This is a genomic window from Kitasatospora sp. NPDC022785, assembly GCF_055561295.1.
Genome location: NZ_JBVHHB010000039.1, coordinates 1 through 12,830, shown reverse-complemented (window position 1 = coordinate 12,830; position 12,830 = coordinate 1). Strand labels below are relative to the sequence as shown.

General features: G+C 70.6%; 12 protein-coding genes and 1 rRNA gene. 3 read left to right on the top strand and 10 right to left on the bottom strand.

Annotated features, from left to right (window positions below; genetic code table 11):
- Positions 1-95: 95 nt before the first annotated feature.
- Positions 96-299 (top strand): hypothetical protein, encoded by a 204-nt coding sequence (locus tag ACZ3YO_RS37305; protein WP_465578392.1) that lies wholly within the window; start codon positions 96-98, stop codon positions 297-299.
- Positions 300-372: 73 nt separating this feature from the next.
- Here ACZ3YO_RS37305 and ACZ3YO_RS37300 read toward each other — a convergent pair whose 3' ends face one another.
- Positions 373-780, bottom strand: coding sequence for a metal-sensitive transcriptional regulator (locus tag ACZ3YO_RS37300; protein WP_465578390.1), 408 nt, complete (start codon positions 778-780; stop codon positions 373-375).
- A gap of 385 nt (positions 781-1,165) precedes the next feature.
- Here ACZ3YO_RS37300 and ACZ3YO_RS37295 point away from each other — a divergent pair, with 385 nt between their 5' ends.
- Both ACZ3YO_RS37295 and ACZ3YO_RS37290 read left to right on the top strand, forming a co-directional pair.
- The gene (locus ACZ3YO_RS37295; protein WP_329489086.1) at positions 1,166-1,786 is read left to right on the top strand and encodes a DUF47 domain-containing protein; all 621 of its coding nucleotides are present in this window, start codon (positions 1,166-1,168) and stop codon (positions 1,784-1,786) included.
- Between the two features lie 5 nt (positions 1,787-1,791).
- A complete protein-coding gene (locus tag ACZ3YO_RS37290) occupies positions 1,792-2,787 on the top strand; it encodes an inorganic phosphate transporter (protein WP_465578387.1) in 996 nt (331 codons plus the stop codon).
- 141 nt (positions 2,788-2,928) lie between these two features.
- Here the strand turns inward: ACZ3YO_RS37290 and pstB are convergent, their stop codons facing one another.
- From pstB to rrf, 9 genes are all read right to left on the bottom strand, one after another.
- Entirely contained in the window at positions 2,929-3,705 is a 777-nt protein-coding gene (pstB, locus tag ACZ3YO_RS37285) for a phosphate ABC transporter ATP-binding protein PstB (RefSeq protein ID WP_465578385.1), read from the bottom strand.
- A 70-nt stretch (positions 3,706-3,775) separates the two neighbouring features.
- Positions 3,776-4,852 carry a phosphate ABC transporter permease PstA gene (gene pstA / locus ACZ3YO_RS37280; RefSeq protein WP_465578383.1) on the bottom strand — a complete coding sequence of 359 codons (1,077 nt, stop codon included), beginning with the start codon at positions 4,850-4,852 and terminating at the stop codon, positions 3,776-3,778.
- Entirely contained in the window at positions 4,849-5,829 is a 981-nt protein-coding gene (gene pstC / locus ACZ3YO_RS37275) for a phosphate ABC transporter permease subunit PstC (RefSeq protein WP_465578381.1), read from the bottom strand. Before pstC ends, pstA begins: the two co-directional genes overlap by 4 nt.
- Positions 5,830-5,974: 145 nt before the next feature.
- Positions 5,975-7,108, bottom strand: coding sequence for a phosphate ABC transporter substrate-binding protein PstS (pstS, locus tag ACZ3YO_RS37270; RefSeq protein ID WP_465578379.1), 1,134 nt, complete (start codon positions 7,106-7,108; stop codon positions 5,975-5,977).
- Between the two features lie 227 nt (positions 7,109-7,335).
- Positions 7,336-7,794 (bottom strand): NUDIX hydrolase, encoded by a 459-nt coding sequence (locus ACZ3YO_RS37265; protein ID WP_396325444.1) that lies wholly within the window; start codon positions 7,792-7,794, stop codon positions 7,336-7,338.
- A gap of 82 nt (positions 7,795-7,876) precedes the next feature.
- On the bottom strand, positions 7,877-8,962 hold the full coding sequence (locus tag ACZ3YO_RS37260) for a CHAD domain-containing protein (RefSeq protein WP_465578377.1): 1,086 nt from the start codon (positions 8,960-8,962) through the stop codon (positions 7,877-7,879).
- A gap of 223 nt (positions 8,963-9,185) precedes the next feature.
- Positions 9,186-11,363 carry an RNA degradosome polyphosphate kinase gene (locus ACZ3YO_RS37255; RefSeq protein WP_465578462.1) on the bottom strand — a complete coding sequence of 726 codons (2,178 nt, stop codon included), beginning with the start codon at positions 11,361-11,363 and terminating at the stop codon, positions 9,186-9,188.
- A gap of 289 nt (positions 11,364-11,652) precedes the next feature.
- A complete protein-coding gene (gene mshD, locus ACZ3YO_RS37250; RefSeq protein ID WP_465578375.1) occupies positions 11,653-12,681 on the bottom strand; it encodes a mycothiol synthase in 1,029 nt (342 codons plus the stop codon).
- A 75-nt stretch (positions 12,682-12,756) separates the two neighbouring features.
- Positions 12,757-12,830: ribosomal RNA gene (rrf, locus tag ACZ3YO_RS37245) — 5S ribosomal RNA — on the bottom strand; the annotation flags it as partial.

Sequence of the window (12,830 nt, the reverse complement as noted above, 5' to 3'; positions counted from 1 at the left end):
GCCCGTCCGTGCCATGTGGGCGGGCTCCGAAGTGCCTAGGCTGGACGTCGGGTGGCTGCCGCCCGGGCTGGCGGGGCACTGAAGGGGTGGTGCAGGTGGTGTCGTCCACGGGCGGCCGCAGCGGCGGCCACGACGACGCGGCCCTCGACGAGATCGACCTGGCCGGTGAGCTGATGATCGCCGCCACGGCCAGCACCGACGACCGGCTGCCGACCGAGCGGATCGACGAGGTGCTGCTGGACCGGCCCGACGGCGGGGTGTCCGCCGACGGGCCGCCGGAAGCGGGGAGCCGGGACTGAGAGTGGGTGCCGGTACCTCCGCCGTGCGCAAGCGCCCGGGGTGCGGCTGCGCGGGGTGCGGCTGTCCAGGGTCTCAGCTGCGCAGCAGCCGGGCGATCGCGGCGGTGGCCTCCGCGACCTTGGCGTCCAGCTCGGTGCCGCCCTCCTCGGCGGCCGCGGCGACGCAGTGCCGCAGGTGTTCCTCCAGCAGCGAGAGCGCGAAGGACTGCAGGGCCTTGGTGCTGGCCGAGACCTGGGTGAGCACGTCGATGCAGTAGACGTCCTCGTCGACCATCCGCTGGAGGCCGCGGATCTGGCCCTCGATCCGGCGCAGCCGCTTGAGGTGGGCGTCCTTCTGCGCGCTGTACCCGTGCGGCCCGTGGCCGGCGTGCTGGTCGGCCCGGTGGTCGGCCGCCTCCGCGGCGGCCGGCACCGGCTGGTCGCCGCCCGGCTCCGCCCCGGGCGCGTGGTCCGGCTGGGTGCGCGCTTCCGTCGTGGTCATCGGCCCGCCTTCGTCTGAGTGCCTCGGTGGCTGCGTCGGCCTCCAGTGTCCAACACCGGGGCCGGTCCCGGTGTTCCTCCGGCGCAAGTCCGCAGGCCCGGAGCGCACCGGAGAGGTGTCCGGGCGGCTCCGAAAGGGGTGTGCGGAGGGGTTCCCCCTTCCGGGCCGACACCGCGGTCTTCCGCCCGCACGCCGGGGGCAATCCGGGCGAGGTTCCGTCAGACTGGGGGCTCGTGTCCGCACATGGGCGTGCGGGTCGGGTCCACTGCTGCGGCAGGCAACCGGAAGAGGAGGTTCCGGCTCCTCCCCCACCACCCCGTTTGCACGATTGCGCTTGGTTGCACCTAGCATCGTTCAGTCCCTACCCCGCACATCGGAGATTTCCGTGCGTTTTAGCCTGACCCCGAAGGAGACGAGCTTCTACGACATGTTCGCCGCGGCAGCGGAGAACCTCGTCGTCGGGTCGAAGCTCCTGCTGGAACTGCTGGGATCAGACGTGTCGGCCCGCGCGGAGATCGTCGAGCGCATGCGCGCCGCCGAGCACGCCGGGGACGACACCACCCATGCCGTCTTCCACCAGCTGAACTCGTCCTTCATCACGCCCTTCGACCGCGAGGACATCTACAGCCTCGCCTCGTCGCTGGACGACATCATGGACTTCATGGAGGAGGCCGTCGACCTGGTCGTCCTCTACGACATCCAGACCCTGCCCAAGGGGATCGAGCAGCAGATCGAGGTGCTGGCGCGCGCCGCCGAGCTCACCGCCGAGGCGATGCCGAACCTGCGCACCATGTCCAACCTCACCGAGTACTGGATCGAGGTCAACCGCCTGGAGAACCAGGCCGACCAGATCCACCGCAAGCTGCTCGCCCACCTGTTCTCCGGCCAGTACGACGCCATCGAGGTGCTCAAGCTCAAGCAGGTCGTGGACGTCCTTGAGGAGGCGGCGGACGCTTTCGAGCACGTCGCCAACACGGTGGAGACCATCGCCGTCAAGGAGTCCTGACCCTCGTGGACATGGCAGCACTCATCGCCGTCCTCGGCGTTGCGTTCTTCTTCACCTACACCAACGGCTTCCACGACTCGGCGAACGCCATCGCCACCTCGGTCTCCACCCGGGCGCTGACCCCGCGGGCCGCGCTCGCGATGGCCGCCGTGATGAACCTGGCCGGCGCCTTCCTCGGCAGCGGCGTGGCGCACACCGTCTCCAAGGGCATCATCGAGACCCCCACCGGCAGTCAGGGCATGGCGATCCTCTTCGCCGCCCTGGTCGGTGCGATCACCTGGAACCTGATCACCTGGTACTTCGGCCTCCCGTCCTCCTCCTCGCACGCGCTGTTCGGCGGCATGGTGGGCGCGGCGCTGGCCGGCGGCACCGAGGTGATCTGGAGCGGCGTCCTGGACAAGATCGTCATTCCGATGATCGTCTCGCCGATCGTCGGCCTGGTCGGCGGCTTCATCGTGATGCTGGCGATCCTCTGGCTCTTCCGGCGGGCCAACCCGCACCGCGCCAAGCGCAACTTCCGGGTCGCCCAGACCGCCTCGGCCGCCGCCATGGCCCTCGCGCACGGTCTGCAGGACGCCCAGAAGACCATGGGCATCGTGGTGATGGCCCTCACCATCTCGGGCCACCAGAGCACCGACGCCATCCCGGTCTGGGTGAAGATCTCCTGCGCCACGATGCTCTCGCTGGGCACCTACGCGGGTGGCTGGCGGATCATGCGGACCCTCGGTCGCAAGATCATCGAGCTGGACCCGCCGCAGGGCTTCGCGGCCGAGGCCACCGCCTCGACCGTCATGTACATCACGTCGTTCGTCTTCAAGGCGCCGATCTCCACCACCCACGTGATCACCTCGGCGATCATGGGCGTGGGGGCCACCAAGCGGATCCGCGCGGTCCGCTGGGGCGTGGCGAAGAACATCGTGCTCGGCTGGTTCATCACGATGCCGGCGGCCGCCATCGTCGCAGCGCTGGTGTACTGGTTCATCCACCTGTTCTGGGGCTGAGCCTCCGGACGCCCCTGGAACTGACAAGGGCCCGCCCCCACATCTCGGGGGCGGGCCCTTCTTCATACTTCGCGGCGGCACCGCCATGCAGCACCGCGAAGCAGTCTGTGGGTCGGGGGCTCCTCGGGAGGAGCGGCCCGACTAACCGAAGCGGCCCGAGATGTAGTCCTCGGTCGCCTGCACGGACGGGTTGGAGAAGATCCGCTGGGTGTCGTCCAGCTCGATCAGCTTGCCCGGCTGGCCGACCCCGGCCAGGTTGAAGAAGGCGGTGCGGTCGCTGACGCGGGCCGCCTGCTGCATGTTGTGCGTGACGATGACGATGGTGAACTGGGACTTCAGCTCGCCGATGAGGTCCTCGATGGCGAGGGTGGAGATCGGGTCGAGCGCGGAGCAGGGCTCGTCCATCAGCAGGACCTGCGGCTCGACCGCGATGGCGCGGGCGATGCAGAGGCGCTGCTGCTGACCGCCGGAGAGGCCGGCGCCCGGCTTGTTCAGCCGGTCCTTGACCTCCTTCCAGAGGTTGGCGCCCTTGAGGGACTTCTCCACCACGCCGTCCAGGACGGACTTCTTGCGCACACCCGCGAGCTTCAGCCCCGCGACCACGTTGTCGTAGATCGACATGGTCGGGAACGGGTTCGGACGCTGGAAGACCATGCCGACCGAGCGGCGGACGGCGACCGGGTCGACCGAGGCGCCGTAGAGGTTCTCGTCGTCCAGGAGCACCTTGCCCTCGACCCGGGCACCCGGGATCACCTCGTGCATCCGGTTGAGGGTGCGCAGGAAGGTGGACTTCCCGCAGCCGGAGGGGCCGATGAAGGCCGTCACCGAACGGGGTTCGATGCTCATCGAGATGTCCTCGATGGCCTTGGTGGTGCCGTAGAAGGCGGACAGTCCGCTGACGTCGATGCGCTTGGCCATGATCTTTCGTCTTCTCTCGCCCGCGGCCGGGGGCCGCTGATGAATTCTGTGTCGTACGTCAGTCGGAGGCTCAGTGTCCGCCCTTGGGCGAGCGCCAGCGTGCGATGCCACGGGCGATGAGGTTGAGCCCCATCACGAAGGCGATCAGCACCAGCGCGGCACCCCAGGCACGGGCGTAGCCGTAGTCGTTGTTCACCACGGCGTACTGCTGCCAGATGTACATCGGCAGCGACTGCTGCGGCCCGTCGAACGGGTTGCTGTTGATGTAGTCGGCACCGAACACCAGCATCAGCACCGGGGCGGTCTCACCCGTGATGCGCGCGACCGCGAGCATCAGACCGGTGGTGATACCGCCGATCGCGGTGGGGAGGACGATCCGCAGGATCGTCTTCCACTTCGGCACACCGAGCGCGTACGAGGCCTCGCGCAGCTCGTTCGGGACGAGCTTCAGCATCTCCTCGGTGGAGCGGACCACCACCGGCATCATCAGGATCGCCAGTGCGAGGGCGCCCGAGAAGCCGGAGTAGTTGAACCCGAGGGCGATGTTCCACAGGGAGAGGATGAACAGACCGGCGACGATCGACGGGACACCCGTCATGACGTCGACGAAGAAGGTGACCGCCTTGGCGAGCCGGCCACGGCCGTACTCGACCAGGTAGACGGCGGTCAGCAGACCGATCGGGGCGGCCATCGCGGTGGCCAGCAGGACCTGCTCCACGGTGCCGATCAGCGCGTGGTAGATACCACCGCCGGGGCCCGCTTGCAGGACGCCCTTCATGGAGTGCGACAGGAAGTAGCCGTCCACCACCCCGGCACCCTGCTGGACGGTGTAGACGGTCAGCGCGACCAGCGGGACCACGGCCAGGATGAAGGCGACCCAGACCACCGAGGTGGCGAACCTGTCCTTGGCCTGGCGGCGGCCCTCGACCCGGGCGGCGAGTCCGTAGCTGACCGCCAGGAACAGCAGCGCCGAGATCAGACCCCACTGCAGGTGGCTCTCCAGGCCGCCGAGCACGCCGATCGCGCAGCCGAGGGCGATCGAGCCGGCGGCGACGGCGGCCGGGGCCCACTTGGGCAGCCGGTTGGCGGTCAGCGGGCGGCCGATCGGGCGGGCGTCCGCCGGAACCGATGTCGTAGCGGCACTCATGCGTTGGCCCCCGAGTACTCCTTGCGGCGGGCGACGATCAGCCGCGCGGCACCGTTCACCAGCAGGGTGATCACGAACAGGACGAGGCCGGAGGCCATCAGCGCGTCCCGGCCGAAGGGCTGGGCCTCGTTGAACTTGAGCGCGATGTTCTGCGCGAAGGTTCCGCCGCCCGGGTCGAGCAGGTGCAGCGACAGGACGTTGTTGGAGGAGAGCACCACCGCGACCGCGATGGTCTCGCCGAGCGCGCGGCCGAGGCCGAGCATCGAGGCGGAGATGATGCCCGGGCGGCCGAACGGCAGCACCGCGGTGCGGATCATCTCCCAGCGGGTCGCGCCGAGCGCGAGCGCCGCCTCCTCGTGCATCCGCGGCGCCTGCCGGAAGACCTCACGGCTCACCGCGGTGATGATCGGCAGGATCATGATGGCCAGCAGGATGCCGACGGTGAACAGGGTGCGCGGCACGGTGCCGGTCCGGGACTGGTCGAAGACGTACGTCCAGCCGAGGTACTCGTCCAGCCAGCTGGTCAGTCCGTACAGGTGCGGCACCAGGAAGAGCGCGCCCCAGAGGCCGTAGATGATGCTGGGCACGGCCGCCAGCAGGTCCACCAGGTAGGCGAACGGCTGGGCGATCCGGCGCGGCGCGTAGTGCGAGATGAACAGCGCGATGCCGATAGCCACCGGCACGGCGATCGCCATCGCGATGACCGCGCTGACGATGGTGCCGAACGCGAGGACGGCGATGCCGAAGACCGGCTTCGGGGCGTCCGGCGTCCACTCGAAGGTGGTGAGGAAGTTGCCCTGGTTCTTGCCGAGGGCGATGCCGGAGCGCCAGGTCAGGAACCCTGCGATGGCGGCCATGACGACCAGCAGCAGGATGCCCGAGCCTCGCGCGGCATTCATGAAGATCTTGTCGCCGAGCCGGCTGTCGCGCTTGCGGCGTTCCCTGCCTCGCGGGGCGGCAGGGGTGGATGAAGTCATTGGTCTACTCCGGTCTGGTGGTGCTGCCCCGAGGGGGCGGCACCCTGGCGGCGGTGCCCCGGACGTGCTTCTCGGTCTCTGCTCCCGGTGGAGCGGCCCCGACCCCCCTCGTTCACGGGGCCGCTCCACCGGAGGTCCTACTGGGTCAGGCCAGCGTCGGGATGACGGCGTTGACCTTGTCGGTCAGCTCCTTGGGGAGCGGCACGTAGCCCTTCTCACCGATGGCCTTCTGGCCGGCGTCGCTGATGCCGTAGGCGAGGAAGGCCTTCAGGGTGTCGAGGGTGTCGGCCTTGTTGCCCTTGTCGCAGACGATCTCGTAGGTGACCAGGACCAGCGGGTAGGCGCCCTCGTCCTTGGTCGCGTAGTCGAGGGTCAGCGCGAGGTCGCTGCCGGTGCCGGCGATCTTCGCCTTGGCGAAGGTGGTGGCGGCGTTGGCGGCGGTGGCCTCGACCGGCTTGGAGGCGCCGGTGTTGATCGCGGCGCTCTTCAGGTTGTTGGTCTGGGCGTACGACAGCTCGGCGTAGCTGATCGAGTTCTTGACCTGCTTCACCTGGGCCGCGACACCGGCGGAGCCGTTGGCGCCCTGGCCGCCCTTGCCCGCCCAGGCCTTGCCGGCCGGGTAGGACCAGGCGCCGCCCGAGACCTTGGCGAAGTACTTGGTCAGGTTCTCGGTGGTGCCGGAGTCGTCCGTGCGGTGGACGGCCTGGATGTCGGCGTCCGGCAGCTTGGCGCCCGGGTTGAGCGCGGCGATCGCCGGGTCGTTCCACTTGGTGATCTGCGAGTCGAAGATCTTGGCGATGGTCGGGCCGTCCAGGACCAGGTTGTCGACGTTGTCCACGTTGTAGACGATCGAGACGAGACCCGCGACGAGCGGCAGGTTGATGCCCTGGCCGCCGGTGCAGACCTTCTTGCTGTCCTCGACCTCGGCCGGCTTCAGCGCCGAGTCGGAGCCCGCGAACTGGATCTTGCCCTGGTTGAACTGCTGGACACCGGCACCCGAGCCGCCGCCACCGTAGTTGATGGAGGCTTCCTTGCAGGCCGCACCGAAGTTGGTCTTCAGGACGTCGATCGCGGTGCCCTGGGCGGTCGAGCCCGCGGAGAGCAGGGCGGTGGGCTTGCTGCCACAGTTGATCGCGGCCGGAGCGGACCCGCTGGAACCGCTGCCGGCGTTGGTGTTGTTGTTCTCGTCCGAACCGCAGGCGGCGAGCGACAGCGAGCTGACGAGCGCCATGGCACCGATGGCGAGGGCCTTGGAGCGGCCGTTCCGCTGGAGCTTCACAGGGGTGTCCCTTTCTGTGGCATTGCCCGGCGCGCGGGCCGTACGAAGACGGCGGAGCGCGGGTTTTGCTGTGGTCCGGGGCCCGTGCGGCCCTCCGGTATCCCCGAAGTTAGGCCGGGTAAGTGACACGACAGCCGGTCGGAAGTGAACGGCGAGTGAACCTCGAACGGATGGCAGGAAACTACGTCAGGTAGTAACGGTTGCGTCACGGCAAGGGCGCGGGGAGATCACTTCCACTGTTCCTTCACCGACGGCCGGCCCCGCCCACCGGCCACCGGCCGGGCGCCCAGCAGCTCCAGCAAGGCGTCCACCAGCACCCGGTCCCGCTCGTGCGTGAGCCGCGCCCGCGCCTTCCCGGCCGGCAGCCAGTCCAGCCGGTCCACCTCCCGGCTCGGCCGGAACGCCCCGGCGGACGGCACCGCCGCCCAGTACCTGACCTCCTTCGGCCGCCCCTGTGCCAGGTAGTGCTGGGCCGGCAGCTCATCCCCCAGGACGCAGCTGAACCCGGTCTCCTCACGCACCTCGCGCAGCGCCGCCTCGACCACGCCCTCGCCCGGGTCGAGCTTTCCCTTGGGCAGGCTCCAGTCGTCGTACTTGGGCCGGTGGATCACCGCGATCCGCGGCCGCCCCAGCCGGCCGCTCTTCTTGGGCCGCCCGGGCAGCCAGAGCACCGCGCCCGCCGCCAGGACGACCGGCGACCGCCCGCCGCCGGGGCTGCTGCTCGTGAAGGGGCCATCGGCCTGCTCGGTGCTCAGGCGGTTGCGCAACTCATGCCATCCGGGGTGCGGGGTCGGACCCCCAGCCCTCGGCCGGGGGAATTTCCAGCCCACCGTCCAGGCCGGACGGGAGCTCGGGCCACCGGTGGCCGAAGGCGTACCGCGCCGCCTCCACCTCCAGTCGTTGATCAGCATGCACCACACCGAGCACGTACGCCGTGGCGGGCGTGATCCTCGGCGTCCGTGCCGCGGTGGCCGCGGTGACCGCGGCGTCCGCCGCCTCCTGGTGCCGGCCCAGCACCTCGTCCAGCTCGTCCAGCTCGACGGCCGGCCGGCCGCACACCTCCGACGCGTACCGGGCCCGCTTCACCAGGATCCGCACCCGGTGCCACGGGGCGTCGTCCGCCGCGAGCGCCGCGTCCGCGTCCACCGCGCCCCGGGCCGTCGGCACCGAGCCGAGCCGGCGCAGCCCGTCCCCGCCGTACGGAGTGGCGGCCCGCTGCAACGGCAGCTGCCGGGCGCTCGCGGCCAGCGCGGTGAACGCCGCCCCCGCCTGCGGCAGCAGCACCGCCGCGGCCCGGCCGCCCGCCGCGTCCAGCATCGGCGCCTCGGCGACCAGCAGCGTCATCCGGTCCGCCAGCGCGTGCAGCCGCGCCGAACGCAGCTCCTGGAGCACCGACGTGTGCGCCCTGGTCCGGGCCAGGGTCAGCTGGCGGTCGAGCAGCGCCCGCGCCTTCGGGACCCCGGCGTGGCCGGCGAGCATCCCCGCGCCGTCCGCCTCGCTGCCGCTCAGCGCGTCCAGCGCGCCCAGCAGCCGGGCCGAGCGGCGGACGTACCCCGGCTCCAGCGCCAGCAGGTTGAGCAGCCAGCGAAGCTCGGTGCGCGACTCCTGCGCCCAGGTCTGTTCGAACGTGCCGCCGAAGGTGTGCAGCAGCCCGCCGATCCGCCGCACCGCCCGCAGCAGGTCGGCCGTGCCGACGGACGGGACGACGGCCGTCCCCGGTCTGGCGCCGACCTCGCCCACCGCCTGCGGCAGCGCGCGCAGGAACACGCCGGCCTGGGCGGTGAGATGGCTGGAGAGGATGTCCCCGGCGGTCGCGGTCGAGGCCGCCAGGGCCGTCATCGGCGCATCGGTCATGACTAGCTAGATCCCCGTTCCCCCGGGGCCGTCCCCCGGGGCTGGTGGCCGACCGCTGCGGCGGGTCCCGACCGCTCAGCGGCTCGCATCAGTGGCTCGCGTCAGTGGCACGCGTCAGTGGCACGCATCAGTGGCACGCATCAGTGGCCGCCGCCCTCGCCGGCCTCGGTCTCAGCGGCCCGCGTCGGTGGTCGTGGCCGGGCGCCGGGGCAGCGGCGCACCGTCACCGGGCCGCGGCGGCCCGGCGGCGCTGGCGCGAGTCGATGAGCAGGTCCTGGACGTGCCGCAGCGACTTCCCCTCCGCGTCCTGGGCGTGGCGCGTCCACGCCCCGTCCGCCCCCAGGTGCCAGGACTCCGTCTCGTCCGACACCCCGAGGTCGATCAGCCCGGACAGCTCGGCCCGGTGCGCCGGGTCGGTGATCCGCAGCAGCGCCTCGATCCGGCGGTCCAGGTTGCGGTGCATCATGTCGGCGCTGCCGATCCACACCTCCGGATCGCCGTTGTTGCCGAACACGAAGATCCGCGAGTGCTCCAGGAAGCGCCCGAGGATGCTGCGCACCCGGATGTTCTCGCTCAGCCCTGGCACCCCCGGGCGGATCGCGCAGATCCCGCGCACCCAGACGTCCACCGGCACGCCGGCCCGGGACGCCCGGTACAGCGCGTCGATCACGGCCTCGTCGACGATCGAGTTGACCTTGAGCTTCACGTACGCCGGACGACCGGCGCGGTGGTGGGCGATCTCGTTGTGGATCCGCGAGATCAGCCCGTCCCGCAGCCCGCGCGGCGCGGTCAGCAGCCGGCGGTACGACTCGCGGCGCGAGTAGCCGGAGAGCCGGTTGAAGAGGTCCGAGAGGTCCGCGCCGACCTGCGGGTCCGAGGTCAGCAGGCCGATGTCCTCGTACAGCCGGGCGGTCTTCGGGTGATAGTTGCCGGTGCCCACGTGCGAGTAGCGCCGAAGGGTGTCCCCCTCCTGGCGGACCACCAGCGACAGCTTGCAGTGCGTCTTGAGCCCCACCAGACCGTAGACGACGTGGCAGCCGGACTCCTCCAGCTTGCGGGCCCACTTGATGTTGGCCTGCTCGTCGAAGCGAGCCTTGATCTCGACGAGGACGAGCACCTGCTTGCCGGACTCCGCCGCGTCGATCAGCGCATCCACGATCGGCGAGTCACCGGACGTCCGGTACAGCGTCTGCTTGATCGCCAGCACGTCCGGGTCGCCCGCGGCCTGCTCGAGGAAGGCCTGCACCGAAGTGGAGAAGCTGTCGTAGGGGTGGTGCAGCAGCACGTCCCGCTCGCGCATCGCGGCGAAGATGTCCGGCTGGGAGGCCGACTCGACGTCGGTCAGCCCGCGCGCCGTACCGGCCACGAACTTCGGGTACTTCAGCTCGGGACGGTCCAGGTCGGCGATGCCGAACAGGCCGGTCAGGTCGAGCGGGCCGGGCAGCGGGAAGACCTCCGCCTCGGTGATGTTCAGCTCCCGCACCAGCAGGTCCAGGATGTAGGGGTCGATCGACTCCTCGACCTCCAGCCGCACCGGCGGGCCGAAGCGCCGCCGCATCAGCTCCTTCTCCAGGGCCTTGAGGATGTTCTCGGTGTCGTCCTCCTCCACCTCGAGATCCTCGTTGCGGGTCACCCGGAACGCGTGGTGCGCCAGCACCTCCATGCCCGGGAAGAGCTCCTCCAGGTGCGCCCCCATCACGTCCTCCAGCGGCACGTACCGCTGCGGCGACGCCTCCAGGAACCGGGCCAGGGACTGCGGGACCTTCACCCGGGCGAAGTGCTTGTGGCCCGAGACCGGGTTGCGCACGACCACGGCGAGGTTGAGGGAGAGCCCCGATATGTACGGGAAGGGGTGCGCCGGGTCCACCGCCAAGGGGGTGAGCACCGGGAAGATCTTCTGCCGGAACAGGGTGTGCAGCCGGGCCTGCTCCTTCTCGGCCAGCTCCGGCCAGCGGACCAGCTCGATGCCCTCGGCGGCGAGGTCCGGCAGGACCTCCTGCTGGAAGGCGGCGGCGTGGCGGGCCATGAGCTCGCGCGAACGGGTCCAGATCAGATCCAGGACCTCGCGCGGCTGAAGGCCCGAGGCACTGCGCTGGGCCACTCCGGTGGCGATCCGGCGCTTCAGGCCGGCCACCCGGACCATGAAGAACTCGTCCAGGTTGCTCGCGAAGATCGCCAGGAACTTGGCCCGTTCCAGCAACGGGATCGCAGGGTCCTCGGCCAGCTCCAGGACCCGCTCGTTGAACGCGAGCCAGCTGCGCTCGCGGTCCAGGAAGCGGCCCTGGGGCAGCTCCTCCTGGTCCTGCCCGTCGGCGGCCGGCAGCTCCGGCGGTATCCCCAGGGCACTGGACATTCTGGCCGGAGGCGACAGCGGGGCAGAGACGGGGCGGGGGATGCTCATGGGCTCCAGCTCCTCCAGCAGGACGGCGTCCGGACGCGACAGGCTCTGCGGGCCCTCGTTCTCGCCCAGCGCCAACGCCCACCCGCCCGGCGCGGTCAACACGGGACCGGCCGGCAGGCGTCGCCGACGCTGCACGAACGAGACACTGCGGACTTCATCCTGTGATCTTCGCGGCAGCAATTGAATCCACGGTAAACACCGCATGGCCAGGAGGAAAGCTGAGTCGGTCGGGGCCGGGGCCGGACCGGTGTCGTACGACCGACCGGTTGCCTCCGGCCCCGGCTCTCCGCTATGCCCCGCTCGGCTCCTGGTGCGTGCGGTACTCGGCGCGGTACATCAGGTCCACCTCGTGAATGATGAACCCCAGTCGTTCATATACCCGCACAGCGGCCGGATTGTCGGCATCGACGTAGAGAAGTACGGTCGCCAGCCCCCGCTCACCCGGGCCGCCGCCGGTCAGGTGCCGCAGGCCGGCCGCGGTCAGCGCCCGGCCGAGGCCGCTGCCCTGCTCCGCCGGGTCCACCCCGACCACGTACACCTCGCCCAGCGCCGGCTCGGTGGCCGTCGCCGGGTGCACCTTGGTCCAGTGGAAGCCCACGACCTTGCCGCCACGGGTGGCGAGGAAAAAGCCCGCCGGGTCGAACCAGGGCTCGGCCAGCCGGTCGGCGAGGTCCCGCTGCGTCCAGGCGCCCTGCTCCGGGTGGTGGGCGAAGGCCGACGCGTTCAGCCGCAGCCACTCCGCGTCGTCGACGCCGGGACGGAACGTCCGCAGCTCGACGCCGTCGGGGAGCGCGACCTCCTCGGTCTGCGGCCCGGTCCGGCGCATCTGCCGCAGCTCCCGGACCAGCTCGGCGCCGTACCGCTCGGCCAGATGGCGGGCAGCCGGGTGGCCGCCGTGCACCCAGAAGTCCACGTGGTCCCGGCCGGCGCGGTGTGCCTCGGCGAGAACCGCGTCCACCAGCGGGCGACCGTAGCCCCGGCCGCGCACGGCCGGAACGACCACCAGCTCGGCGGAGGGGTTGGCATCACCGGCCTGGGGGACCTCCAGCTGGCCGTAGCCGGCGATGCCCTTGGCTTCACGGCCTTCGTGCTGGACGAGGTGGACTACCCCGGGGCGGGCGGAGTCGGAGGAACGCAACCGGAGCCGCCCCTGCTCAGAGACCGCCTCCCGGCCGTCCACCGCCTGAGCGTCCGCCAGGACGCGCAGTGCGCCGTCCCGCACACCCGGCGAAAGCACCTCACGGGCGACCACCGCGCCCTCGCCGGTCGCCGGTGTTCCGTCGTAGACCCGTTCCTGCTGAGCGTCCTGATCGTCCATGCCCTGACGATACGTCAACCGGAAACGCAAAGAACCCCCGATCCGTGACGGATCGGGGGTTCTTTGTGAATGATTGTTCGGCGGCGTCCTACTCTCCCACAGGGTCCCCCCTGCAGTACCATCGGCGCTGTGAGGCTTAGCTTCCGGGT